General features: G+C 43.0%; 21 protein-coding genes, 1 tRNA gene and 1 pseudogene. 17 read left to right on the top strand and 6 right to left on the bottom strand.

Going from position 1 to position 24,111, the window contains the following annotated elements:
* Window positions 1-71 precede the first annotated feature (71 nt).
* The 7 genes from folP to D1814_RS18230 all read left to right on the top strand — a co-directional run bounded on the left by folP (window position 72) and on the right by D1814_RS18230 (window position 6,560).
* Window positions 72-896: a dihydropteroate synthase gene (gene folP / locus D1814_RS18260; protein WP_118495078.1), complete on the top strand. Its 825-nt coding sequence runs from the start codon at window positions 72-74 to the stop codon at window positions 894-896.
* A gap of 9 nt (window positions 897-905) precedes the next feature.
* Complete coding sequence (gene glmM, locus D1814_RS18255; RefSeq protein ID WP_118495077.1) at window positions 906-2,249, top strand: phosphoglucosamine mutase; 1,344 nt, start codon at window positions 906-908, stop codon at window positions 2,247-2,249.
* Between the two features lie 96 nt (window positions 2,250-2,345).
* A complete protein-coding gene (tpiA, locus tag D1814_RS18250; RefSeq protein ID WP_118495076.1) occupies window positions 2,346-3,089 on the top strand; it encodes a triose-phosphate isomerase in 744 nt (247 codons plus the stop codon).
* 10 nt (window positions 3,090-3,099) lie between these two features.
* Window positions 3,100-3,513: a preprotein translocase subunit SecG gene (secG, locus tag D1814_RS18245; protein ID WP_118495075.1), complete on the top strand. Its 414-nt coding sequence runs from the start codon at window positions 3,100-3,102 to the stop codon at window positions 3,511-3,513.
* 15 nt (window positions 3,514-3,528) lie between these two features.
* Window positions 3,529-3,614: transfer RNA gene (locus D1814_RS18240), tRNA-Leu, on the top strand.
* A gap of 231 nt (window positions 3,615-3,845) precedes the next feature.
* Window positions 3,846-6,140, top strand: coding sequence for a GGDEF domain-containing protein (locus D1814_RS18235; RefSeq protein WP_118495074.1), 2,295 nt, complete (start codon window positions 3,846-3,848; stop codon window positions 6,138-6,140).
* Between the two features lie 261 nt (window positions 6,141-6,401).
* Entirely contained in the window at window positions 6,402-6,560 is a 159-nt protein-coding gene (locus tag D1814_RS18230) for a YqaE/Pmp3 family membrane protein (protein WP_015067141.1), read from the top strand.
* Window positions 6,561-6,744: 184 nt separating this feature from the next.
* Here the strand turns inward: D1814_RS18230 and D1814_RS18225 are convergent, their stop codons facing one another.
* The 3 genes from D1814_RS18225 to D1814_RS18215 all read right to left on the bottom strand — a co-directional run bounded on the left by D1814_RS18225 (window position 6,745) and on the right by D1814_RS18215 (window position 10,418).
* The gene (locus D1814_RS18225) at window positions 6,745-7,200 is read right to left on the bottom strand and encodes a hemerythrin domain-containing protein (protein WP_118495073.1); all 456 of its coding nucleotides are present in this window, start codon (window positions 7,198-7,200) and stop codon (window positions 6,745-6,747) included.
* A 229-nt stretch (window positions 7,201-7,429) separates the two neighbouring features.
* Window positions 7,430-8,782 carry an NADP-specific glutamate dehydrogenase gene (gene gdhA, locus D1814_RS18220; RefSeq protein WP_118495072.1) on the bottom strand — a complete coding sequence of 451 codons (1,353 nt, stop codon included), beginning with the start codon at window positions 8,780-8,782 and terminating at the stop codon, window positions 7,430-7,432.
* Window positions 8,783-8,789: 7 nt separating this feature from the next.
* On the bottom strand, window positions 8,790-10,418 hold the full coding sequence (locus D1814_RS18215) for a diacylglycerol kinase family protein (RefSeq protein WP_118495071.1): 1,629 nt from the start codon (window positions 10,416-10,418) through the stop codon (window positions 8,790-8,792).
* 150 nt (window positions 10,419-10,568) lie between these two features.
* Between D1814_RS18215 and D1814_RS18210 the strand changes: the two genes are divergently transcribed.
* Genes D1814_RS18210 through D1814_RS19655 form a run of 3 tightly spaced genes read left to right on the top strand, consistent with a single transcriptional unit; the run spans window position 10,569 to window position 11,823 of the window.
* The gene (locus D1814_RS18210; RefSeq protein ID WP_118495070.1) at window positions 10,569-11,099 is read left to right on the top strand and encodes a DUF2878 domain-containing protein; all 531 of its coding nucleotides are present in this window, start codon (window positions 10,569-10,571) and stop codon (window positions 11,097-11,099) included.
* 19 nt (window positions 11,100-11,118) lie between these two features.
* On the top strand, window positions 11,119-11,571 hold the full coding sequence (locus D1814_RS19660) for an SDR family NAD(P)-dependent oxidoreductase (RefSeq protein WP_232368925.1): 453 nt from the start codon (window positions 11,119-11,121) through the stop codon (window positions 11,569-11,571).
* A 39-nt stretch (window positions 11,572-11,610) separates the two neighbouring features.
* Window positions 11,611-11,823, top strand: coding sequence for a hypothetical protein (locus tag D1814_RS19655; protein WP_232368924.1), 213 nt, complete (start codon window positions 11,611-11,613; stop codon window positions 11,821-11,823).
* Window positions 11,824-11,887: 64 nt separating this feature from the next.
* On the opposite strand, the gene D1814_RS18200 is transcribed toward D1814_RS19655, so the two are convergent.
* Both D1814_RS18200 and D1814_RS18195 read right to left on the bottom strand, forming a co-directional pair.
* Window positions 11,888-12,718: an HAD family hydrolase gene (locus D1814_RS18200; protein ID WP_118495069.1), complete on the bottom strand. Its 831-nt coding sequence runs from the start codon at window positions 12,716-12,718 to the stop codon at window positions 11,888-11,890.
* Window positions 12,719-12,922: 204 nt separating this feature from the next.
* Window positions 12,923-13,513: a hypothetical protein gene (locus D1814_RS18195; RefSeq protein ID WP_118495068.1), complete on the bottom strand. Its 591-nt coding sequence runs from the start codon at window positions 13,511-13,513 to the stop codon at window positions 12,923-12,925.
* A gap of 649 nt (window positions 13,514-14,162) precedes the next feature.
* Between D1814_RS18195 and D1814_RS18190 the strand changes: the two genes are divergently transcribed.
* From D1814_RS18190 to D1814_RS18170, 5 genes are all read left to right on the top strand, one after another.
* The gene (locus D1814_RS18190; RefSeq protein ID WP_118495067.1) at window positions 14,163-15,209 is read left to right on the top strand and encodes a DNA topoisomerase IB; all 1,047 of its coding nucleotides are present in this window, start codon (window positions 14,163-14,165) and stop codon (window positions 15,207-15,209) included.
* Between the two features lie 367 nt (window positions 15,210-15,576).
* Window positions 15,577-17,091 (top strand): sodium/proline symporter PutP, encoded by a 1,515-nt coding sequence (gene putP / locus D1814_RS18185; protein ID WP_118495066.1) that lies wholly within the window; start codon window positions 15,577-15,579, stop codon window positions 17,089-17,091.
* Window positions 17,092-17,107: 16 nt separating this feature from the next.
* Window positions 17,108-18,217 carry a glutamate 5-kinase gene (proB, locus tag D1814_RS18180; RefSeq protein WP_118495065.1) on the top strand — a complete coding sequence of 370 codons (1,110 nt, stop codon included), beginning with the start codon at window positions 17,108-17,110 and terminating at the stop codon, window positions 18,215-18,217.
* Entirely contained in the window at window positions 18,214-19,461 is a 1,248-nt protein-coding gene (locus D1814_RS18175) for a glutamate-5-semialdehyde dehydrogenase (RefSeq protein ID WP_118495064.1), read from the top strand. The genes proB and D1814_RS18175 overlap by 4 nt, the downstream gene beginning before the upstream one ends.
* 131 nt (window positions 19,462-19,592) lie before the next feature.
* Window positions 19,593-20,543, top strand: coding sequence for a mechanosensitive ion channel family protein (locus D1814_RS18170; RefSeq protein ID WP_118495063.1), 951 nt, complete (start codon window positions 19,593-19,595; stop codon window positions 20,541-20,543).
* A 91-nt stretch (window positions 20,544-20,634) separates the two neighbouring features.
* Here the strand turns inward: D1814_RS18170 and D1814_RS18165 are convergent, their stop codons facing one another.
* Window positions 20,635-21,189: an HNH endonuclease gene (locus D1814_RS18165; RefSeq protein WP_118495062.1), complete on the bottom strand. Its 555-nt coding sequence runs from the start codon at window positions 21,187-21,189 to the stop codon at window positions 20,635-20,637.
* Window positions 21,190-21,544: 355 nt separating this feature from the next.
* Here D1814_RS18165 and pnp point away from each other — a divergent pair.
* Window positions 21,545-23,657 (top strand): annotated as a pseudogene (gene pnp / locus D1814_RS18160) (polyribonucleotide nucleotidyltransferase).
* Between the two features lie 160 nt (window positions 23,658-23,817).
* Complete coding sequence (locus D1814_RS18155; RefSeq protein WP_118495061.1) at window positions 23,818-24,111, top strand: DUF1244 domain-containing protein; 294 nt, start codon at window positions 23,818-23,820, stop codon at window positions 24,109-24,111.

The raw sequence follows: 24,111 nt of genomic DNA, 5'->3' as shown, positions 1-24,111 counted from the left end.
TGCTATTTCCGTGGGTTAAAATCAGTTTGTTTTATAGCTTCATTTTTAAAGAATAATAACGCGAGTAGTTCATGCAGTTTGGAAAGCACTTCATCGATTTATCACAGTCACACGTGATGGGCATATTAAATGTAACCCCTGACTCTTTCTCTGACGGTGGCAAGCACGCCAATGTGACGCGAGCGGTTGAACATGCGCATCGCATGCTTGATGATGGCGCAACCTTCATTGACATTGGCGGTGAATCTACACGACCTGGCGCCCCTGATGTATCTCTGCAAGAAGAGCTAGACCGCACGATACCTGTTATTGAAGCAGTCGCAAAAAATAGTGATGCTGTGATATCTATTGATACCAGTAAAGCAGAAGTAATGCGTGAAGCAGTCAACGCGGGTGCAGGGTTAATTAATGATGTACGTGCTTTACAAGAATCCGGCGCACTAGAAGCCGCCGCGACAGCTGAAGTGCCCGTTTGCTTAATGCATATGAAGGGGCAACCGCGAACTATGCAAAATAACCCCGAATATAGTGATTTAATTGAGGAAGTAAGTCAGTTTCTATTAGCTCGCGCAAAGGTGTGTGAGCAAGCTGGCATTGCGAAAGAGTCGATATTGTTCGACCCAGGCTACGGATTTGGTAAAACGCTAGAGCATAACTATGCCCTAGTTAAACATCTGCCTGATATTATGTCGTTGGGCTTTCCCGTCTTGGTTGGAATGTCACGTAAATCAATGATAGGCAATTTGCTTAACAGAAAAGTAGATGAGCGCTTGGCTGGAAGCGTAAGCCTCGCTACAATTGTCGCCCAAATGGGCGCACAGATTATTCGCGTTCACGACGTTAAAGAAACAGCGGACGCTGTCAATATCGTGAAAATGCTGAATACGATTAAATAAGGAAGAATAATGACTCAGCGCAAATATTTCGGTACCGATGGTATACGTGGAAAAGTGGGTGAGAGCAATATCAACCCAGAGTTTGTGACCAAATTAGGATGGGCTGCGGGAAAAGTTTTAGCTGGCCGCGGCACAAATAAAGTACTTATCGGTAAAGACACTCGTATATCTGGCTACATGCTAGAGTCCTCTCTAGAGGCTGGCCTATCGGCTGCAGGCATTAATATAGGCTTGCTAGGGCCTATGCCTACGCCCGCTATTGCGTATCTAACGAAAACATTCCGCTCTGAAGCGGGTATCGTAATCAGTGCCTCCCATAACCCTTTTTACGATAACGGCATCAAATTCTTCTCTGCTCAAGGCTTTAAGCTAGATGACGACATAGAGTTAGCTATTGAAGACATGTTAGAGCGTCCAATGACATGCGTAGCGTCTGACAAGTTAGGTAAGGCTACACGAATTAATGACGCTGCAGGCCGTTACATCGAATTTTGTAAGGGCACATTTCCTTCTGAGCTATCGTTAACGGGTCTAAAAATAGTGGTAGATTGCGCGCACGGCGCAACGTATCACATAGCACCAAACGTTCTTCGCGAGCTAGGCGCAACAGTAATTGAACTGGGAACAGCGCCTGACGGCCTAAACATCAACGACGGTGTTGGCGCAACTTCAATGAATGCGATTGTAGAAAAGGTTAAAGAGACCGGCGCTGACCTTGGCTTTGCGCTAGATGGCGATGGCGATCGCATTATGATGGTAGACCATCTTGGCAACGTTTTAGACGGAGACCAAATTGTTTACATTATTGCCCGAGATGCGCTTAAAAATGGCAAGATGCAGGGTGGTGTAGTGGGCACATTGATGAGTAACCTTGGACTTGAAAACGCACTTTCAAAGTTGGGCGTTCCATTTGTACGAAGTAACGTAGGTGATAGATACGTAATGGAACTGCTGCAGCAGAAAGGCTGGTCTATTGGCGGTGAAAATTCAGGTCATGTTCTTAACCTTAATATGAGTTCGACTGGTGATGGTATTGTCGCTGGGCTTCAAGTACTTGCCGCTATGTTGCGCTCTCATATGGATCTACACGACTTAGCCAGTGGTTTTGACATGTACCCGCAAACATTGGTCAACGTGCGTTACGCCAACCAAGAAGTGGATTATCTTTCACACCAAGACGTACAAAACGCTAAGAAAGAAGCAGAGTCAGCATTGGGTAAAACGGGTAGGGTTTTACTGCGTAAAAGTGGTACTGAACCACTAATTCGTGTGATGGTAGAGTCGAACGACGATGCACAATCTCATAAATGGGCTGAGCATATTGCAGAAACTGTTCGTAATCTCGCCAATTAGTTGGCGTAGCAGGAAATTTTGCTTTTTGTGCTTGTATCTTTTCAATTAAATAGTTAATATCACGCCCGCTTTAAAGACAGGGCTAAGGTCTGCGTTGTGAGTGAAAATGTAAGAAAGCCATTCGTGGCTGGCAATTGGAAAATGAATGGGAATTTAGCACTAGTTGCTGAATTTAATCAGAAACTTGCTGATGTAAAAGCTGAATCGGAAATCGTGATTTGTGCTCCTTCACTACTTTTACACGCATTTGAAACACGTTCATTTGCTATCGGTACTCAAAACGTAAGTCATTTAGAAAATGGCGCACATACTGGTGAGTTATCAGTCCAAATGCTTAAAGAAGCGGGTTGCGAATATGCAATCGTTGGGCACTCTGAAAGACGCGAAGACCAGGGTGAGTCAAGCGAACTTGTAGCGCTAAAAGCTAAACAGTGTGTCGCATCTGGCATAGTTCCTATCATTTGTGTGGGTGAACCCCTTGAAGTGAGAGAAGCTGACAACGTAGAGTCATTTGTCGGTGAACAGCTAGACGCCCTTGTTAATGCAATGTCTGTTGATGAACTACGCAAAACAGTTATAGCTTACGAGCCAATTTGGGCAATAGGTACAGGTAAAACGGCCAGCCCAGAACAAGCACAAGACGTTCACGAATTTATTCGTGGCTACTTTAATAAAGTAGACACAGAGCTGGCACAAGGCCTTCGTATTTTATACGGCGGAAGTGTTAAGCCAGATAATGCCAGCACCTTATTTGCGCAAAAAGACGTAGATGGCGGTTTGATTGGCGGGGCCAGTTTAAAGGCTGAAGATTTTATTTCAATTTGCCAAGCGGCAAACTGACGAGGTATTTATGATTTACGAAGTGCTATTAGTAGCATACCTAATTGTTGCACTTTTGCTTATTGGATTTGTTTTAATTCAACAGGGTAAAGGTGCAGATATGGGCGCTTCATTTGGCTCAGGTGGTTCAAACACAGTTTTTGGCTCGTCTGGCTCTGGTAACTTTATGACGCGTACCACCGGCATTTTGGCAGGTTTGTTCTTCTTCATTAGCCTTACTTTAGGTGCATTGACCGCCAACCGCGAAAGTGCTGAAGATGAATGGAATAACTTAGAAGTTCCAGCAGCTGTTGAAGAGCCGGTACAGCTTCCGGCTGACCAGGATGTACCAGTAATTGAAGATGCAGCGCAAAGCGACGTGCCAGCTAGTGATGTTAAGGCATCTGATGTGCCTGTAGCTGATGGCTCTGAAGGTTCAAACTAAACATATAAAAATTTCGCGGAAGTGGTGGAATTGGTAGACACGCCATCTTGAGGGGGTGGTGAGCATAGCTCGTGCGGGTTCAAGTCCCGCTTTCCGCACCAAATAGTAATAAAAGCCAGCGTTATGCTGGCTTTTTGCTTTTTCTCGATTTTTTACTGTAGTAGCGTAGCTTTAGCAAATACATTTCGAGAGCAAGGCATTTGTAACAAAGCGTTAAAATCTAAAATTTACAGGGTGTTATACCTGTCCCTATTATTGTTAATCAGCTATTCTTAACTTCGATACCTATTTCGACTGCTTTAAAATTACAACAATCTTCACGGGGCACTATAGTGCAAAAGACACTAAGCCAGACTTTATTTCAAACCTTATTAATAGGGATTGTAATAGCATCACTTCTGATTATTGGCGCTGTTTGGCGCTCCGCAAACACTCTCGTTGTTCAGAATATTGATCACGATATTCTATTGGCTGAAAAAGTTTTCGATAAAGTTGTTGCCGACAGGCAAGCCGTTATCAAAAGTGTATCTAAAGTCCTGGCGCGTTCCTTTGATTTCAGGCGCGCTGTTGGAACCGAGAATATCCCCTCTATTGAAGCTGCATTTACGAGTTATGCAGATCGCCTTAATACTCAAATTATCGCGTTAGTGAGCTTAGACCATAAGGTTGTTGCAACCCACACTGACTTATTCAATGTTGGTCAGGATATAGAGAGCAGTTTATCGCTTGTTGCAAAAGGCCGAGACAGCGGCTTTTTTGTTGTAAATAACAACTTAATCCAGTTGAACCTTATCAAGGTAGAAATCCCTACACTCAGATATTACATGCTAATAGGCGTCGAATTCGACGATGAGTTACTTGAACAGCTGAAGCAACTTGTTGATGCAGAGATAATTATCTCTGACGTAGATTCAAATGAGGTTATAAAAGCAACACTAGCCAAAGGTGAAGCGCTACAAATAATTGCATCAGAACAAGACCCGTCTTGGGTGGATGTAACCTTTAAAAACGAATTAACTTACTTGGCGCGTCAGGTAAGCATAGGCGTAGAACAAAATTTACCGGTTGCTATCACATTAGCTGTCGATACAACGTCTTATTTCAACGCCTTTACGCGTATTCAATTAACCATATTGGCATTCTGTCTACTGGCAATTCTAGTAGCGCTGGGGCTTTCCCTTTTTCTAGCAAGGAATGTGAGCGACTCTGTCTCTAAGCTAGTAAAAGCCGTAAATAAAGTAGCATCGGGTAAGTATGGTTCAACCCTTGAAGCACCATCTAAACTAAAAGAAATTACAGAGCTTGCAGTTGCCGTAGACAGCATGCAAGCAAGTATTAAAAGTCGTGAAAAGCACATTCGCTACCAGGCTGAACACGATGTATTAACCGGTCTTTTTAATCGTAATTATGTTGAAGGCTATTTTCAGTCTGAACTTGACTATGGAAGAGCCGTTCAGGTTGTGGCTATAACAGTTATCGGGTTTAGAACCATAAATGACTTATACGGTTACTCAAATGGTGATAACACGTTAAAGGCTCTCGCTGAACGTTTGCAGCGCTGGCCGGGCACGTCTGCACGCCTTGCCGGCGGCGAGATACTGTATATTTCACACGAATCGTTAAACGACGATCAGCTAGAAACGCTTAAACACATTCTGGAACAGCCTGTCGAGAGTAACTTGATTGCCATTCCCGTAAAAGTCGCTATGGCAATAATCGAGTGCCCTCAAGATGCCTCATCTTCTGAAGAACTATTTAGAAAGATGAACATAGTGACCGATGAGGCTATTCATAGTGATAGCTGGTGTGTGCGGTATCGCACAGATTTAGAAGATAGATATAATCGCAGACTCGCCATCACAACGGAATTGAAGAGGGCGCTTGTGAGCCAGCAAGACGAATTGTCTATGGTTTACCAGCCCAAGGTTGACTTGCAAACGATGAAAGTTTGCAGCATGGAGGCGTTGATCCGCTGGAACAATAGCGCGCTTGGTTTTGTGCCGCCAGATGAATTCATTACCATTGCCGAGCAAGCAGGGTTGATAGAGCAAGTAACAACCTGGGTGATGCAGCAAACCATTACTGACTTATCTTACTTTAGGTCGAAGGGTTATCGGTTTACCGTTGCCATGAACCTGTCGACCCAAGACATTCAAAATAAAGTGTTACTAAGCAAGCTAGTGGCTCTGCTTACGAAAGAAGGGTTATCACCAGAATCTTTAGAGCTTGAAATAACCGAAAGCGATTTAGTTGCTGATGCATCACTTGCGATTGAAAACCTTAACGAATTAACTGCGAGAGGTTTTCACTTCGCTATCGATGATTTTGGTACTGGTTATTCGTCACTGGCCTACCTAAAGAACCTACCCGTTAAAACGATTAAAATAGATAAAAGCTTTATTCTTTCTTTGGCTAGCGACGAGAATGATCAACAAATTGTTCATACTGTGCTTAGTTTGGCCAATGTCTTTAATTTGAAAGTGGTTGCCGAGGGTGTAGAAGACTTAGCTTCCCTTGATATTTTGAAAGAGTGGGGGTGCGATATCGTCCAAGGTTATTACATTAGCCGCCCGCTCAATCGTTCAGACCTTGAAGATTGGCTTCAAAATACGCCTTTCGGTGAATAGCCTTTTTATAAGGAAAAGTTTATTTTCTAAGTATACACAATGCTTTGTTGTTGGGCAGGTAAATATGGCAAGGTAGTTTGTCGTTGCTTTTGCCACTTGGCATCGTTCATGTGACTTGGCGTTATTAATGCGACTTGGCATTGTTAATGCAAAAAATAACAACGAGACGTGTAAAAACGCTCTACAGGCCTAAATTTTTCACCATGTGTGAGTATTTTGCCTACTGAGTTGTGAAATTACTTCAAAAACAAGGAATTTATTATGGACATCATTCGTATACTTTTATCAATTCTACTTCCACCACTAGGCGTATTTTTACAAGTTGGTCTAGGTGCTCACTTTTGGATTAATATTCTGCTAACTATTCTTGGTTATTTTCCAGGTGTTATCCACGCAATTTATATTATTGCCAAAAAGTAGTTGATGTCACTTGCTATACTGCGCGAGTTACTTTGTAATACGAGTAACGTTGTATTGCGAGTAGCGTGATATTTAGTGTTGTAAAGCAGTAATGAAAACAAACAAAAGCCAGCTTTTTAAGCTGGCTTTTTAATGTAACGCTAACAAGAAGTGAAGCGAGAAAATGCGCTAAATTTCTTCCTAACTAAGCCGTAATTTTTTCCTCGTCTAGTTCTTGTTTCATTTCTTTTTTATATTCATCGGCAAGTTTAGTTTTCTGATGTTCATTTAAAACATTGCCTGCAACCTGGAAAAACTCTTGTTCTTCATCGGCGAGGTGGTGTTCTACTTTTTCTTGTAGGTTCTTTAAGTGACGTAACCAAGCAGGGGAACTCATGTCGGTCTCATCTAGTTTTCGTAGTAGCTCGTCAATTTCATGATGCTCTGCGATACCGTGGCGCGTTAAATCTACTGTCGAATCTTTTTGTAATAAGTGAGTATAAAAATGGCGCTCTTCTGCTATAGCATGACTTTCAAGCTGTGTTTTTAACTCTTCAAAGTATTCACGACGTGCCGCAGTATTACCGCTGGTTTCAGCTAAGATCTTCAATAGTAAACGTTGTTTTTCATGGTCTTGACGTAGTGCTTCAAAAATTTTCATGGGAAGTTCCTTTTGCATATTTAAAAGTGAATGACACTTTTAAATATGCGATTTCTATTCCATAAAACTTATGTAAGTAACTTTATGAATTTATTGTTTTTTATTAGTCTTATCGATACAAAAGAGAATAATTTTGTCAGAGTTGGAGAGCAAAATTTACACTGAGGTTGCCGATAAATTCACGGCGCTTTACCGTGAAATTATCGTCATATTGGATAAGTGGCGGCGGTTATACGCCTTGAGCAACCATAGCATCAGCAAGTCGCCTGAACGCTGCAATGTTGGCGCCCTTCAAATAATTAACGTACTTGGTATCACCGTCGTTAGCCTTTCCTTCATCTAAACAGCGTTGATGAATACTCTCCATAATAGAATATAATTGTTCATCTAGCGTACTCGCGTCCCGTTGATTGAACATCGCATTTTGGCTCATCTCTAAGCCCGATAAAGCCACACCGCCAGCGTTAGATGCTTTACCTGGCACATAAACAATTTTAACGTCTAAGAAGCGAGCCTGAGCCTCGTTTGTACATGGCATGTTCGCGCCCTCTAATACCATTTGGCAACCACTATCTAGTAATGTATTCGCATCTTCCTCAAGCAGTTCGTTCTGAGTTGCGCAGGGCAGGGCGATATCACATTTCAAGTGCCATGGTTTTTTATCAGGTAACCACTTACCCATGTCTTCGTCAGCCATGTCTGCAAGAATATTGTTGCGGTTTGCGTGGTTATCTATTGCCCATTTCAGCGCAGTATCAGTTAATCCATCTTCATTAAGTAAAAGCCCTCGGCTATTAGAAAGGGAAATGACCTTTCCACCTTTCTCTACCGCCTTTAGTGCAGCGTGGAGTGCTACATTACCCGCGCCAGATACTACAATGGTTTGGCCTTCTATTTTTGAACCTCGGTGCTTACATACCGCTTCCAAAAAGTAGATTAAACCAAAACCTGTAGCTTCCGTGCGTACATAACTGCCGCCAAATTCTAAGCCTTTACCTGTTAATACACCTTCAAATTTATTATTTAACCGGCGGTACTCACCATAGAGGTAGCCTATTTCGCGGGCACCTACGTTAATATCACCAGCCGGTACGTCAGTATTGGCACCTATGTGTCGCTGGAGTTCGCGCATGAAAGCTTGGCAAAATAGCATAATGTCTCGGTCTGTTCGGCCTTTAGGATTAAAGTCTGAACCGCCTTTACCTCCACCCATGGGAAGGCCCGTAAGTGCATTTTTGAAGCATTGCTCGAAGGCTAAAAACTTCAGCACCGATAAATTAACGGTAGGGTGAAAACGCAGTCCGCCTTTATAAGGGCCCATTGCTGAATTATGCTGTACACGCCAGCCTTGGTTAATTTCAATTCTTCCCTCGCTATTCATCCAAGAAACTGTGAAATAAATAACCCGCTCAGGCATACTGATACGCCTGACTATATCAAGTGCTTTGTATTGTTCATTTGCATTGTAAACAGGAACAATGTCTTCAAGTACTTCATGTACCGCTTGAAGGTACTCTGTTTCGTTAGAAAACTTACCGTGAAGGAAACTAAAAATTTCTTCAAAATTACTTTTTTGAGCCATCTACCAATTAATCCTTATCTTCAAAGTTGGCGAGTACGGTGAGGCTTCTAGGGACGGTTTTTAAAACAATTTTTTCGCCCTCATAGATTTCACCATCTACTGCATAGGCAGTAGGCTTATCGAAAGACAATGTTATTTGTGATGCGCGTTCATGGCGTATGGAGTCTGATTGTTTTTTTGATTCGGCTGGGCTTAAAACGAGTTCCGCTAATGATGCAAATTGTCTGTCAGAGCTTGGCTGCGGCAATAACCAAGTAAGGTCTAGCTTTCCGTCGGTAATATCCGGCTGCTCTGCGCCTTGTGCCAAAGCCGTTGTCATAGGTGCTGCGTTGGCAATTACAAAGCTAGGTGTATCTAACGTCTCTGCGGGTTTGCCATCTTTTGCTACTTCAAATGACATATTTTCATTATTGGAAATAGCATTCCACAGTCCTTTTAAATAGGCGAACTGCCCGCCTATGTTCTTTTCTTCTCTGTCAGCGGAAGAAATCATTTGTTCTTCAAACCCGACGGCTGCTACCAACAACATGACTTTATCGTTACACGTTGCGGTATCAATCTTTAAAGTGTCGCCTTTAATAATAATGTCGCACGCAGTGCTTATAGGCATAACTTTACTTATATATCCGTGCAGTACTTGACTGAGCGCATTTGCAGTTCCAAAAGGGATAATTCCCATTGTGATGTCGGTATTAATTAACGCTGACGCTACTTCGGTCAACGTGCCATCACCGCCACAGGCAATAACAATATCCGCCTTTTCATCCTTGGCCTGTTGCGCTAATGCTCTGCCGTCTATTTCCGGTGTGGTTTCTTTTACCGTCACTTTAAACTTTTCATTTAGCCTGGAAAGCACTTCGTCGCGATACTGCTTCCATTTACCGCCGCCCGCTACTGGGTTAACGATTAACGTAAGGTTTTTTCGTAAAGACAATAGTCCGCCATTTCTCACTTTTTGTAACGACGCTAACTGACGCTTATTGAGCCTTGCGGTTTGGCGTATTTGATTAATCTGACGTAAGGCATCATCAACACTTAAGTTTGGATTCTTTGCCAAAAGATAAGCTGCCACCACTAGCACCGAACGGCCTCGGCCAAGTGCACAATGCACAACGACATTTTTGTTATCGGATATTTGCTGATTAAGCCAGTTAATCGCAAGAACAAGTTGCTCTGAGGTGGGGCTGGTATGGTCAAGGACGGGCACGTTTAAGTATCTGTAATCTTCCTGATAAGCCGTCCAATCCAGACCGTCAAACTCTGCAGTTACATCAAGGATGGCATCGATATTGTTTTCGTTTAGTAGGTCAACGTGCTGACCAGACATACGACAAGCAAGAAAAAGGTGGGGCTCAATTTTTTGAAGTGGAGGAACTTTGTCTGTTCTGCGAGCATATTCGTTGTAAAGCCCTGTGCCCAGAAGAAATGGAACAAAGATCCAACGAACATAGAAGGGAATTGAGCCATCTTCGCGTTTACGAAATAAGCTTGGATAATTAAGCAAATAGGCACTGCTTACCGCAATTAGCGAAAAGGCTATCCATCCGAATGCAATTTTTAGCAATAGCACAGGTACAGTTACCGTTAGCACTAATGCCAACAATGCTCCAAGTATGTAGTACTTCACCATTTTCACGACTAACACATCCTTTGTAATTAGAAAAAGCAAATAGCATATGCGTTTATACTTACACCCGTTTGATTTCGTTTACTTTTGAGATTTTTGATTTGAACTATCATTACGCAGTAAGCGTATATTTTTGTATAGAAAATATGAGCGTTTGTAATGAATAAAACTGTCGTACTCAAAGTGGCCAATTTCGCGTGGTTTCAAGCTATATGGTGGCTAGTCATACTGTTTCAAAATAGCGCCGTGCTTCCAGTTTTGGGGTTACTTTTGATTTGGATTGTATTTTCCCCCAAACGAGTCGAAGACATTAAACTTATGAGTGCAGTTTTTCTGCTCGGCACTGTGGTCGATGCTTTACTCACGTTAAGTGGTCTATTCATTTTTAACCAAACAGAAGTGTTGGTGAGCTTTTGGCCAATTCCCATATGGCTTAGCCTTCTCTGGGCCGCATTTGCAGGTACTGTTTATCACAGTTTAACTGCTTTTAATGGCCGAATGATGATTGCAGCGGTTGTAGGGGCTGTTTTTGCGCCCCTCAGCTATATTGCTGGCGCTGAGTTTGGTGCGGTTGAATTAGGGGCCAGCGTGATGCTTTCTTATATTTTCATCGCTTTAGTGTGGAGCGTAATTTTCCCGCTGTGTTTTTATTTATCCAATCGTTTTGAGGCAAAACAAGCCCAAGCGTAAATGCAAGGAGTGTATTGGCATGACAAAAAACGTATTAGTAACTGGTGGCAATAGAGGTATCGGCCTGGAAATAGTGAAAGGAATGGTGTCTAAAGGCTACAAAGTATTGATGGGATGTCGAGATGAAGCGTCAGGTCTTGAAGCGAAAGAAGAGATAGTGGGCGGGGATATACATGTTATTGAATTGCCTCTTGATAATGAAACAGCCATTGTAGACGCGTTTGTGCGTGCAGAAGCCGTTTATGGCCCTATCGACATCCTGATAAATAACGCGGGCATACTGGATGATACCGATTGGAAAGAGGCGAACTCTGAAAGTTTGGCGAAATCTATGCAAGTTAACCTGAGCGCACCCCTCACGCTTATTCAACAAACCTTGCCGCAAATGATTGAACGAGGCTTTGGACGCATTATTAACGTAAGTTCTAGTTACGGTAGCTTTGCCGAAGGTCTAAAAGGGCCCTTATGTTAGGCTTTATCGAAAGCCGCCGTTAACGCGCTGACCGTTAAAATGGCAACTGAAGTAGATAAAGCTTCTGACGGCAAAAAGATTGATGTTACTGTTAACAGTATGACCCCAGGTTGGGTACATACCCGAATGGGAGGCAGCGATGCGTCCAAAACACCTGAAGAAGGTGCAGATACCGCAATTTGGCTTGCTACTCACGAAGAGGGTGGCCCTCACGGTCAATTCCTAAAAGACAGAAAACCTATTGAATGGTAGCCCTTGAATAAGTGAACATATTTTAGGCCACCATCAATTTTAGTAACCTAAGCTCTCCTACCGGTTAAAGTGAGAATCGCTCTCTTAAAAAGCGAGCGATTCCATCTTCATCGTGATGCCCTATCACAGAAGTGGCGGCGTCTTTGATATAAGGTTTGGCGTTTGAAGGCGCATAAGCTTCGTCAGCAAGTTTAAACATGCTTAAGTCGTTATCACTATCTCCAAAAACAATAACATTGCTCGCATCCAATTGACTGCGTAATAACTCCACTGCGCTGCCTTTGTTGGCAAGGTTATGGTGAACGTCCATCCAACGGTATTCATCGCCTTCAATGGCGGGGCCAGAATATGCAATTAATTCTTCATGCAGGTTTAGTTGCTTGTACATATCGTAAACCAGCGCAGCGTCACCAATCATACTGATATTCGTAATGTGAGCATCAGCTGGTAAGGTCTCGATGGAGGCAAGCCGGGCTTTCGTTCGCGAAAAGTATTTTTCGATTAAATCGAATTCCACTTGGTGCTTCGGCGCTGAATGATAAATCACGTGTTCGTGGTTAGGGCTATCCATATTAACCGTGTTAATGAAAGGCGTAATATTGTTCTTAACGGCATGCTCAATAATAAGGTTGACTTCACTAGGGGCGAGTAGGTTTTCCAGCGTTAGCGCATTTCCAGTTGGGTCCCATATAGCTACGCCATTATTATAGATGTGAGGTAGAACAAACGATTGACCCTGCAGTACGAACTGCGCTGAATGCATGGTGCGCCCTGTGGCTACCGTAAAGGCAATATCCTTTTCACTCAGTAAGCCGAGGGTCTCCCTTGTGAAAGAAGAAATCTCCGAAGACTTATTTAATAAGGTCCCATCTAAATCAAAAAATATCAAATCCATACAGTAGGTGCCCAGTCTTTCTTTAATATCGCCACTTTACAAATGACACAGGCCCGATGAAAAAGGGCCCAATGTAAAAGGACAACATACGCGACATTCGGTACATTGCCCTTAGATAGTTTTGAAGCGGCGTGTTCTATCGATAGTTTTTATCTTAACACATCCTGTCGGTAACCATGGTTGCATAACATGTAATTAATTTCTCTATCGGATTGATTCTACCACGCTATCGGAATGCTGTTTCAGCACTTGCGATACCGTAGAGGATGATTGCGACTTCTTAAGATTTATCACTAATGCCACTTTACCGTAGCGAACCGCGTGCCGTACTGTTTGTATCACTTCATTTCTATCTGGGCGCAATCCTATCAGCCCAGCTATGAACAACCCAATGAAAAGTCCAGGACTGATTAATGCGATGTAAGTAAATAATGGGTTTTGCTGCGTAAGCGCGGGGCCAAATTGTGTTAGCAGAAAAGCGGCAATCAAGCCTGCTACAAGACCAAGAGACCCAAGAAGAAGATGTGAAGACCACATGCTCTTACCTATTGATTCGCTGTTTCGCTCTAGCTTTTCACTCAACTTAGGGTCACCCGCTTCAATGATCTCTATTTGAGACGTTTCAACCGATGTTTTGTCTTGCACAATTTCTAGTACTTCACGCACCTTTTGCTTTGAACTAAATACGGCAGCAACTTGTAGCTCATCGTTAGATACGACATTAGCCCTTAAGTTCTCATGCTTGCTACTTTTAGCGCTTTCTGAATCAACCTTGTTCGAATTTTGAATACTCATATTTAAATCCTCGACTTCTTTCTTGGACTTGCTAATTAAATCCACTTAATTAGTTCAAGAGTTACTTGCCGGTAGTAGGTTTTACGGAAACCTCGCAAGCAACTTTTTGCAGATGTCTCTTCCAAATGTCTGCAGCTAATTACTATTTATAACTAACTATTCAATTTGTATTCCGCTGGAGTATGAGTGGTGCTAATACTTTAGTTTAATTTGCAAGGTGAGATTTCCTAACTAACTGTAAAATAGCGGTATTTCACGTTCATTACATATGATTTAGTTAATAAAAGGGCAGGCTATCGATGACAAATACTGGTAACGACGGTGCCTCTTCCTGTTTTAAGGGGGAAGATGAGAGTTGATACTGCGATTTTTTTACACGGGTTGTGAAAAATTGTTACAGCGTAGATTAAAAGCCGCTGTAGGTAGATAAATAAACTCGGCAAAAGGTTCAAAGGCAAGTGATCAATTACCTTATTTCAGCTGTAAATTCTACTTATAGATAAGCGCTGTAGTTCGAGGGAAACTGACCTTTCCCCCAAAAATAACACAACGGTATGTCAGTATTGAAGCAAAGCCGCCCTTAACACGTGCTCTTACAGCTATTCAGTTGTTATTGTTTGGGGCAAGTAGGGGAAAGGAGTAAGTAAAAATGAAAAGGACTAAAGGCTATTGTAATGTGTATTCAGACGATAGCCACCTCACAATTAGACGCATCCCTTGCGGGCAAAAACGGTTTTACTATCGTTATGGTAGCGGCAAGAAGGTAACGGGAGAACGAGTGATCAAACGCATTAAGAAGCTTGTTATTCCTCCAAATTGGAAAAATACTTTTATAAGCCGTGATAGTAAAGCAAGTATACAGGCTGTTGGCTTCGATGATAAAGGGCGCAAACAATACATTTACCATGACAAATGGCACGAACAGCAGCAAGTTGAGAAATTTGAGCGACTGCTTGCATTCGGCAACGCCCTTTCTGAATTTCGTGAACACTGCCTATCTCTAATTTCGCAGCCAACGTGGACGCAAGAACGAGCATGTGCTCTCGTATGTCTTCTTCTAGATTACACAGGTGCGAGGGTAGGTAACGCCCAATATAGCAAAGAAAATGAAACGTACGGGTTAACGACCCTGCGGCGTAAACACGTGCAATTACAGTGTGAGGATAGTGTTGAACTTGCGTACATAGGAAAGCATGGTAAGCCAAGAACCTTAAAGGTTAATGATCCTGAACTTGCCTCACTGATTTGCGATTGCGCTCAGCAGCAAGGTTATTGCCTTTTCCGCTATCAGGATAACAATAAGCATTGGCACGACGTAACCAGTGAAGACGTGAATGCGTTTATTCAAGAAGAGTTAAGCGAGCAGTTCAGTTGCAAAGATTTTAGAACTTGGGCTTCTAGCCGTTTCGCGTTATCCAACCTTCCTTGCGTGTACGACCAAGTTAATAATTCCAGAACCAAAAAATGGGAAAGTACCTTAAGCAAGGTTGTCGCCGCAGAACTTGGAAATACTCCCACAGTATGCCGAAAATATTATATTCATCCAAAACTATTTACCGTTCAAAACAATAAGAAAGCATGCGAAGCGCTTGTAGAAAAAGTGCGTTCACTAAACCACGAAGATTGCACGCAGTTGACCCAATTATTGCCTGTAGAAAAGCTTCTTTTGGATGTTATTTCGGCTGAGTGCGCGTAACAAAGCATTTTTAATGAAAATGTTTTAGCTGATAGTAAAGTTGTGTGTTTTATGTGCTTTAGACACCAAGTTAAATTGTTTCATGGTTGAATAGTTTTTTATAACATTATGAATAATAGAGATATTATAGAATGATTTTTAACTAAAGTGTCGTGAAACATGGTTGGTGTTAATTTGAGCATCAATGCTGCTTAAATAAAGTTGATTAAAATTTAAACTTGAAAATTTCTACCAAATCCTTATATTGTTAGAACTCTAATGATTATTGTTCGATTTAATTATTTGCATTTGAAGTTGAATTAGCAAAGGTTAAACGACGTTATCATGTACGAGTTTTCGAAGAGCAATAGAGGAAATAACTAACGTTATGCCAATGGAAAGTTACCTATCACTAGCCGTTTACTTTATAGCGATGTTGGGGATAGGATTGTTTGCTTACCGACAATCTACCAGTGATATTTCTGGTTACATATTGGGGGGACGACAAGTAAGCCCTCAAGTTACTGCACTATCCGCAGGCGCATCCGACATGTCAGGCTGGATGTTAATGGGTCTTCCCGGCGCTATGTATTTAACCGGTTTTGACGCGGTGTACATTGCGATTGGTTTAGTTGCTGGTGCGTTAGCTAACTATTTACTAGTAGCACCTAAACTTCGTGTATACACCGAAGTAGCTAACGATTCACTTACTGTGCCTGAATTCTTTGCCAAGCGATTCAATAAGCCGAATTCAAGCTTACGAATCGTTTCGGCGGTAATCATCGTGCTGTTCTTTACGCTTTATACATCTGCAGGGTTAGTGGCAGGCGGTAAGCTGTTTGAAAGCGCATTTTCAGTAGATTACCAATTGGGCTTGTTCATCACACTAGGCGTGGTGGTGTCCTATACACTACTAGGTGGCTTTTTAGCAGTGAGTCTCACAGACTTTGTGCAAGGTTGTATCATGTTCGTGGCGTTGGTTTTAGTGCCAATTGTTGCTTTTACCGAGTTTGATAGCGTATCGCAAATGACAAGCGCCGCTTATCAATCTGTACCGAATTTCTCAGAATCGCTAGAGACGCTAACGATAGTGGGTTTGCTGTCAAGTTTAGGTTGGGGCTTAGGTTATTTCGGACAGCCTCACATTATCGTACGATTTATGGCAATTCGTTCTGTTAAGTCAATCAGTACCGCGCGGAACATTGGTATGTCATGGATGATAGTGACAATTATTGGTGCATTAGCAACAGGCTTTGTCGGCATTGCTTATGCTAACCAATTCGGCCTTGCAGTTGACGACCCAGAGACTATATTTATTATCTTCTCACAATTGCTTTTTCATCCACTAATAAGTGGATTTCTAATGGCAGCAATCTTAGCCGCCATCATGAGTACAATTTCGTCGCAGTTATTAGTTAGCGCAAGTTCGTTAACAGAAGATATTTACCGTGTACTGGTAAATAAGAAGTCGCCTGAAAAATCGTTAAGCGAAAAGCAAACGGTAACAATTGGGCGATATGGTGTAGCAGGTGTGGCTGTGGTTGCATTGCTATTGGCCATGGATGCGTCGAATACAATTTTATCTTTAGTAAGTAACGCTTGGGCTGGTTTTGGCGCCGCATTTGGACCGCTAGTCCTGTTTTGTCTGTATAAAAAGGACCTGACGGCGAAAGCGGCGATGGCGGGTATGATAAGTGGTGCGGTAACTGTACTGTTTTGGATTTATGCGCCCGTTTTAGCTGACGGTAAAACGTTAAGCAGCGTTATTTATGAAATTATTCCAGGGTTTGTAGTAAGTACGTTAACGCTATACGTGGTAAGTCGCTTAAGCGAAAACCCCTCGTCAAACGTTCAAGAAACGTTTGTGCAAGCCAGTGAAGAATTAGCGAATCAACAATCTTAAGGTTAAAAAGTTTATTATGAGTCATCCTAATTGGAAACGCGTAGTCATCAAAGTAGGTAGTGCACTAATATCGCCCAACCAGCGAGGTTGTAGCAGCCACTACTTACTGAGCATCGCACAATTTATCGTCCGTTGTAGAGCTAACGGTACACAAGTGGTGCTTGTGTCTTCGGGTTCTGTTGCGGCGGGTGCGCACCTGTTTCCAGATCAAGAAAAATCAGATATTGCGGTTAAAAAAGCCATGGCAGCAGCGGGTCAAACCGAGATGATTGCCACGTGGGACAGACTATTTGATTTTCCGTCTGCTCAGATGCTACTTACCCATGCTGATTTGAGAGACAGAGAACGTTACGTAAGTATTCGTGAAACCATATTCAGTTTGTTAGATAACAACATTCTTCCTATCGTGAACGAAAACGATACTGTAACTACCGACAAATTGAAGGTTGGTGACAACGATAATTTATCGGCCATGGTGGCGTCAGCGGCTGAAGCTGATGCACTTATTATTTGCTCAGATATTGATGGGTTGTACGACAAAAACCCACATGAGCACGAGGACGCAAAACTGCTTAAATCGGTTGATACCATCGATCAAAGCGTTTATGACATGGCTGGTGGTGCGGTTAAAGGCGGTGTTGGCACCGGCGGTATGCGCACGAAAATTGAAGCGGCCGAGAAAGCCGTTTCGCATGGTATAGATACATATATTATTAACGGTTTTACTGAGCTGTCGTTTAATATGCTGCTAGCAGGTGAAAACCCAGGCACGCATTTCAAACCTCACGCTAAGCCAATGCAAGAGAATGTGCATTGGATGCGCCATACGTCAAATGCGCAAGGTGAGGTGATAGTAGAAGGAGACTTCGACGACTCTTTACATACCGATGCTGAGCAACTAACAAGTAGCGAAATTATAGACGTGAAGGGTGAGTTCTCGGTAGGCGACACCATATTGGTACGTAAAGAAGACGGCACCAAATTGGTGAAAGCCAAGTCGAACTACAGTAGCTGTTTACTGAATTTTATTGCGAATCAGGAAAGTGATGAATTTGCCCACGAGTTTGAGGAAAAAACGGGGCCAATTATTTCTGATCAGCACATAGCAAATCTGGAGAAAGAATGAGTATTATTACAGAGTTAGCACAACAGGCGAAAAAAGCTGCACGTACACTGGCAATTCTAAGTGAGAGCCAGAAAAACGCGGTGTTAACTGATATGGCCGCGGCAATTCGTGCAAATAAAAGCAAAATTATTGAAGTGAACGAAAAGGAAGTTGCGCGCGCTAAAGAAAATAATCTAGATGCAGCAATGGTAGACCGCTTAATCCTTAACGATGAGCGCATTGAATCAATGGCTGAAGGCATTGAGGTTATTGTTGAATTGGACGATCCGGTAGGTAAAGAGCGTGTTATTGGTACTCGCCCTAACGGAATTGAAATTAAGAAAATGCGTATACCGCTAGGCGTTGTGTGCATGATTTATGAAGCGCGACCTAATGTTACCGCCGACGCGGGCGCGCTGTGCTTTAAATCGGGCAATGCCGTAATTTTACGTGGCGGTAAAGAAGCCCTTGATACAAGTTTAGCCATTGCCGAACTTATGCAAGACGTGCTAGAAAAGCATGACTTGCCTAAAGCGCTAGTTACCGTTGTGCCAAACCCAGATCGCGCGTTGATGCAAGAGCTGATGGAGCAACGCGACTACATCGACGTTATTATTCCACGCGGTGGTGAAGGCCTTATCAACTACGTAACCGATAACGCTAAGGTGCCGGTTATCCAGCACTTTAAAGGTGTGTGCCACCTTTATGTAGATAAAGATGCTGATTTAGAAAAAGCCATGGCTATACTTCTAAACGGTAAAACTCAGCGTACTGGCGTATGTAATGCACTTGAAGGGTTGGTTGTACACCAAGCCGTGGCAGGTGATTTCCTGCCAAAAGTGGCCGAAGCCTTTAAAGAAAAAGGCGTAACGGTTCACGTTAACGAAAAAGGTAGCCAGTATTTTGATGGCGCTGACGTAATTGCAGAAGACGCATACGGCGAAGAGTACCTTGGCTTAGAAATCGCAATTCGCGTAGTTGATGACTTCGAAGGTGCAGTTGATCATATTGCGCAGTTCGGTAGTAACCACACCGAAGTTATCGTTACCGAAGACGCCGAGAAAGGTAAGCTGTTCCAACGGGCAGTAGATGCAAGTGTGGTAATGGTTAACGCGTCTTCACGCTTCTCTGACGGCAGCCAGTTAGGTCTTGGCGCAGAAATTGGTATTGCTACAACCAAGCTACATGCTTACGGTCCGATGGGCCTAGAGTCGTTGACATCAGAGAAATACCTGGTGAACGGTGAAGGCCAAACTCGCGACTAAATAATAGATGTTGCAACTGGTCGGCATTGTGCCGCAGGTTTACATGCTTCATAATAAAAAGCGCTGACATTCGTCGGCGCTTTTTTATTTTTATTCAAAGATTTACCCTCGCCAGCACAGACGGAGAATACATGGAGATTGTGATAGACCCCACGCAGTTATGGAACCAGCTTATTGCGTTTGCCAATGAGTATAAACTGCTGACATCACTACTACTTTTAATTGTATTGCACTTCTCTAAAAAAGGTGTGTTGCTGCTGATAAGACGCATCAGTTCTCAGCGCGGGGAAGATAGAAGAAACCAGATTAATATTTTAGAGCAGTTAGGTAACGCTTTTATCATCATTGTATTGATGATGGTGTGGAGTTCTGAAATACAAACACTCGCTATATCCATTGCCGCATTTATGGTTGCCATAGTGCTCGCCACCCGGGAATTTATTCAATGCTTTATGGGCTTCATTTACTACCTAGGCGCAAGGCCATTCAGGGTAGGGGACTGGATCCAAATGCATAATATCATTGGTGAAGTGGTAGAAATGGACTGGGCGAAAACTGCGCTTCTAGAAGTTGACCCAGAAAGCTTCAATTACACGGGTAAGCATGTTTACGTACCTAACAGTCAGCTAGTTACCCAAACCGTGCGTAACCTTAACTTTATGCGCCGCTACCGTTTACACTCGTTTGAAATTGTTAACGAGCCTACGGTAAATGCCTATAGCTTATTACCCGCTTTTCACGCCCGAGCTCAAGCCCATTGTGAATATTTTCGAGACGTTGCAGAGCGCTACAAAGGCTTAATTGAACGTCATTTAGAACAAGAGTTTATTCGTATCGACCCAGAAGTTGAAATCAAAACAAACGAACTTGCAAAGGTCGTTGTAAAGGTAAGTTTATTCTGCCCAACCATTGAGGCTCATGAGCTAGAACACAAAATGTGCTCAGATTGGTTAAGCCTGTGGTTTAGAGCGCAAAAAGAAGAGCAAGCTATGCTGATGCAACAGCAAAGCGAGAATAACAACGCCAACCTTCAAGCGTCGGCTACAACAGAACAGCAAACAACAACCAGTACTGGGCTATAAAATTCAATCAACGGGCGGCCTGTTTTTTTAAATTACTGGTCGCTCACTGCTTTTTGTTGGCATTTATTCGTTATATTTTATTCATTACAACTCATTCGTTACATTTCCATTCTCGCTGGTGGGAAAAATGCCCTTCTAAAAATGCCATCTGATCGGCCAGTATGCGTCTATTCATTAAATAAAAACGCTCGTAAACATTGGGCCTGAAAGGTACAGCAAGTAAAGGCATATTTGCTTCTTCAGGCGTTTTAGCCGCTTTGGCATGATTACATCGCTGACAAGCAGTGGCTACGTTTGTCCAGATATCTTTTCCGCCGCGAGAACGGGGAATAATGTGGTCTCGGGTAAGTTGTTTAGGCGTAAACTTGTTGCCGCAATACATGCACAAATAGCTATCGCGCCTAAATAAATAGCGGTTGGTAAGGGCAACTTTGCCTGATAAATCTGTTACCTTACCATCGCAAGCGATAATACTTGATAGGGTAAGCTCGCTTTGCAGCCCTTCGTGATTCCAGCCACCTTTAAGCGTAATAGCATCACTGCCTAGCTCGAATAGCACCTTGTCCTGACTGTAAAGCTTTGCGGCTTGTTCAACATCTATCCACTCTTGTGGCATGCCTGCTTTATTAAGTCGAAGTACCAACATGGTTATCTCCTTTAGCACACTAATATTAGACGTTCTTTTTATGAAAAATTTTTATTGCCCGTATCTTTATTGCCTGTATTTGGTTAACAGCATTACCTACGGGTTGTTTCTTTGTTCGCTTTTTGTTCTAGCATACGCTGTTTTGTGTCAGTATGATGAAAATATAGCCAATAATTGAAATTTCACAGATATTTCATATAGTCATGGTGCTATAGGTGATAGCGATTTTTCGCAAATTCACTAGATAAATTCCACGCGGTGCTGTATTTGGCAATGGCATTAAAGCTACTTCAAAGCTATACTATGCGCCGCGTTTAAAAGCGATAAAATAAAGATTGAAATTAAAGGACAAATAGTGACTCCTATTACTAAATCATTTCAGTATGGACAGCATACTGTAACTCTAGAGACGGGTGTAATTGCTCGTCAGGCGACAGCTGCGGTTCTTGCGAGCATGGACGACACGTCTGTACTGGTAACAGTAGTTGGTAAAAAAGAAGCCAAGCCAGATCAAGACTTCTTCCCTCTAACAGTAAACTACCAAGAAAAAGCATATGCTGCGGGTAAAATCCCAGGTGGTTTCTTCAAGCGTGAAGGTCGTCCATCTGAAGGCGAAACATTGACTGCGCGTCTTATTGACCGCCCAATTCGCCCATTATTCCCAGAAGGTTTCAAAAACGAAGTACAGGTTGTTGTTACTGTAATGTCTGCTAACCCAGATATTCCTACAGACATCATCTCTATGATTGGTACTTCTGCAGCGCTTGCTATCTCAGGTATTCCTTTCAACGGCCCAATCGGTGCGGCTCGTGTTGGTTATAGCAACGGCGAATACATCCTAAATACACGCGCAGAAGAGCAAGCTGAAAGCGAGCTTGACCTTGTTGTTGCGGGTACTGAAGGTGCAGTACTTATGGTTGAATCAGAAGCTGACGTGCTTTCTGAAGATACTATGCTAGGTGCGGTAATGTTCGGTCACGAGCAACTTCAAACTGTGGTTAGCGCAGTTAATGAATTTGCTGCTGAAGTTGGCACTGAAAAGTGGGACTGGGCACCAGAAGCAGAAAACACTGCACTTAAAGACAAAGTTAAAGCACTAGCTGAAGCTGAAATGACAGCGGCTTACCAGATTTCTGACAAGTTAGAGCGTAAAGACGCAGTAACTGCAGCAACTGATAAAGCACTAGAAGCTATCCTTGCTGAAGACGAAGAACAAGACAAGAAAGAAGTACTAGACCTTCTTCACGATCTTGAGTCTGACGTAGTACGTTCACGCATTCTTTCTGGCGCGCCACGTATCGACGGTCGTGAGCCTGCAATGATTCGTGCGCTAGACGTAGCAACAGGCATTCTTCCTCGTACTCACGGTTCTGCACTATTCACCCGTGGTGAAACGCAGGCAATCGTTGCTGCTACTTTAGGTACAGAACGTGACGCACAGATGATTGACGAGCTTCAAGGTAAGCGCGACAGCCGTTTCATGCTTCACTACAACTTCCCTCCATACTGTGTTGGTGAAACCGGTATGATTGGTTCGCCTAAGCGTCGTGAAATTGGTCACGGTCGTCTAGCGAAGCGTGGTATTCAAGCAGTAATGCCAAGTGAAGAAGAATTCCCGTACGTAGTACGTGTGGTTTCTGAAATCACAGAATCAAACGGTTCATCTTCAATGGCGTCTGTATGTGGTACTTCACTAGCGCTTATGGATGCAGGTGTTCCAATTAAAGCGTCTGTTGCGGGTATCGCAATGGGCCCTAGTAAAGAGCGACGACAACTTTGTTGTACTTTCAGACATCCTTGGTGACGAAGATCACCTTGGTGACATGGACTTTAAAGTAGCGGGTACTACCGACGGTATTACTGCACTTCAAATGGACATTAAGATTGAAGGTATTACTAAAGAAATCATGCAAATTGCGCTTAAACAAGCAAAAGAAGCACGTTTGCACATTCTTAACGTAATGGACGAAGCAATTGGCGGTCACCGTGAAGAGCTAAGTGAATTTGCTCCACGCATTTACACAATGAAGATTGACCAAGACAAGATTCGTGACGTTATCGGTAAAGGCGGCGCAATGATCCGTCAAATTACTGAAGAGTCTGACACTAACATCGAAATTGAAGACGACGGTACTATCAAAATCTTCGCTACCGAGCGTGCGAAAGCAGACATCGCTATTGGCAAGATTGAGCAAGTAACGGCTGAAATTGAAGTTGGTAAGACTTACAACGGTAAGATTACACGTATTGTAGACTTCGGTGCGTTCGTAGAGGTACTTCCAGGTAAAGAAGGTCTTGTTCACATTTCACAAATCGCTCACGAGCGTGTGAACAAGGTTACTGACTACCTTAAAGAAGGTGAAATGGTTGACGTTAAGGTTATGGAAATCGACCGCCAGAACCGTGTACGTTTAAGCATTAAAGAGCTTCTAGAGAAGCCTGCGCCTAAGTCTGACGACGCAGAGTAATAGCAATTAGGGTTTAAACCTAGTTAGTTATGTTTAAGTAAAAAGGGAGCTTGGCTCCCTTTTTTCGTTTTAGGCTTTAAGAGAGATAGCGGGTTGGATTATTCCCGTTAATCCATACATTTAAACCATAACGATAAGCGCTTTTTTGAGGTATTAGATAATGGATAAGCAAACGCAAACCGAAGTAGAAGCAGCGGTATTCCGCCGCTTAGTAGAACACCTAGACGCAAATAAAGACGTTCAGAACATCGACCTGATGATTTTGGCGGATTTCTGCCGTAACTGCTTGGCAAAATGGTATTCGGCGGCAGCAAGCGAGCATGGCGCTGATATCGACTATGAGGCCGCACGTGAAGTGGTATACAAAATGCCGTATTCTGAGTGGAAAGAGAAGCACCAGCTTCCGGCGACTGACGAGCAGTTGGAGAAGCTGGCTGCTAGGCAGGGGAAGTAG

The sequence above is a fragment of the Alteromonas sp. BL110 genome (assembly GCF_003443615.1).
Lineage (GTDB): Bacteria > Pseudomonadota > Gammaproteobacteria > Enterobacterales > Alteromonadaceae > Alteromonas.
Note: the sequence above shows the minus strand (reverse complement) of the source record. Positions and strands in the feature narration are given on the sequence as shown.

What these genes read in the sequence shown, in the direction of transcription:
- folP (WP_118495078.1), top strand. Translation starts at nt 72, where the DNA reads ATGCAGTTTGGAAAGCACTTCATCGATTTATCACAGTCACACGTGATG.
- glmM (WP_118495077.1), top strand. Translation starts at nt 906, where the DNA reads ATGACTCAGCGCAAATATTTCGGTACCGATGGTATACGTGGAAAAGTG.
- secG (WP_118495075.1), top strand. Translation starts at nt 3,100, where the DNA reads ATGATTTACGAAGTGCTATTAGTAGCATACCTAATTGTTGCACTTTTG.
- D1814_RS18230 (WP_015067141.1), top strand. Translation starts at nt 6,402, where the DNA reads ATGGACATCATTCGTATACTTTTATCAATTCTACTTCCACCACTAGGC.
- D1814_RS18225 (WP_118495073.1), bottom strand. Translation starts at nt 7,200, where the DNA reads ATGAAAATTTTTGAAGCACTACGTCAAGACCATGAAAAACAACGTTTA.
- gdhA (WP_118495072.1), bottom strand. Translation starts at nt 8,782, where the DNA reads ATGGCTCAAAAAAGTAATTTTGAAGAAATTTTTAGTTTCCTTCACGGT.
- D1814_RS18210 (WP_118495070.1), top strand. Translation starts at nt 10,569, where the DNA reads ATGAATAAAACTGTCGTACTCAAAGTGGCCAATTTCGCGTGGTTTCAA.
- D1814_RS19660 (WP_232368925.1), top strand. Translation starts at nt 11,119, where the DNA reads ATGACAAAAAACGTATTAGTAACTGGTGGCAATAGAGGTATCGGCCTG.
- D1814_RS19655 (WP_232368924.1), top strand. Translation starts at nt 11,611, where the DNA reads ATGGCAACTGAAGTAGATAAAGCTTCTGACGGCAAAAAGATTGATGTT.
- D1814_RS18200 (WP_118495069.1), bottom strand. Translation starts at nt 12,718, where the DNA reads ATGGATTTGATATTTTTTGATTTAGATGGGACCTTATTAAATAAGTCT.
- D1814_RS18195 (WP_118495068.1), bottom strand. Translation starts at nt 13,513, where the DNA reads ATGAGTATTCAAAATTCGAACAAGGTTGATTCAGAAAGCGCTAAAAGT.
- D1814_RS18190 (WP_118495067.1), top strand. Translation starts at nt 14,163, where the DNA reads ATGAAAAGGACTAAAGGCTATTGTAATGTGTATTCAGACGATAGCCAC.
- putP (WP_118495066.1), top strand. Translation starts at nt 15,577, where the DNA reads ATGCCAATGGAAAGTTACCTATCACTAGCCGTTTACTTTATAGCGATG.
- proB (WP_118495065.1), top strand. Translation starts at nt 17,108, where the DNA reads ATGAGTCATCCTAATTGGAAACGCGTAGTCATCAAAGTAGGTAGTGCA.
- D1814_RS18175 (WP_118495064.1), top strand. Translation starts at nt 18,214, where the DNA reads ATGAGTATTATTACAGAGTTAGCACAACAGGCGAAAAAAGCTGCACGT.
- D1814_RS18170 (WP_118495063.1), top strand. Translation starts at nt 19,593, where the DNA reads ATGGAGATTGTGATAGACCCCACGCAGTTATGGAACCAGCTTATTGCG.
- D1814_RS18165 (WP_118495062.1), bottom strand. Translation starts at nt 21,189, where the DNA reads ATGTTGGTACTTCGACTTAATAAAGCAGGCATGCCACAAGAGTGGATA.
- D1814_RS18155 (WP_118495061.1), top strand. Translation starts at nt 23,818, where the DNA reads ATGGATAAGCAAACGCAAACCGAAGTAGAAGCAGCGGTATTCCGCCGC.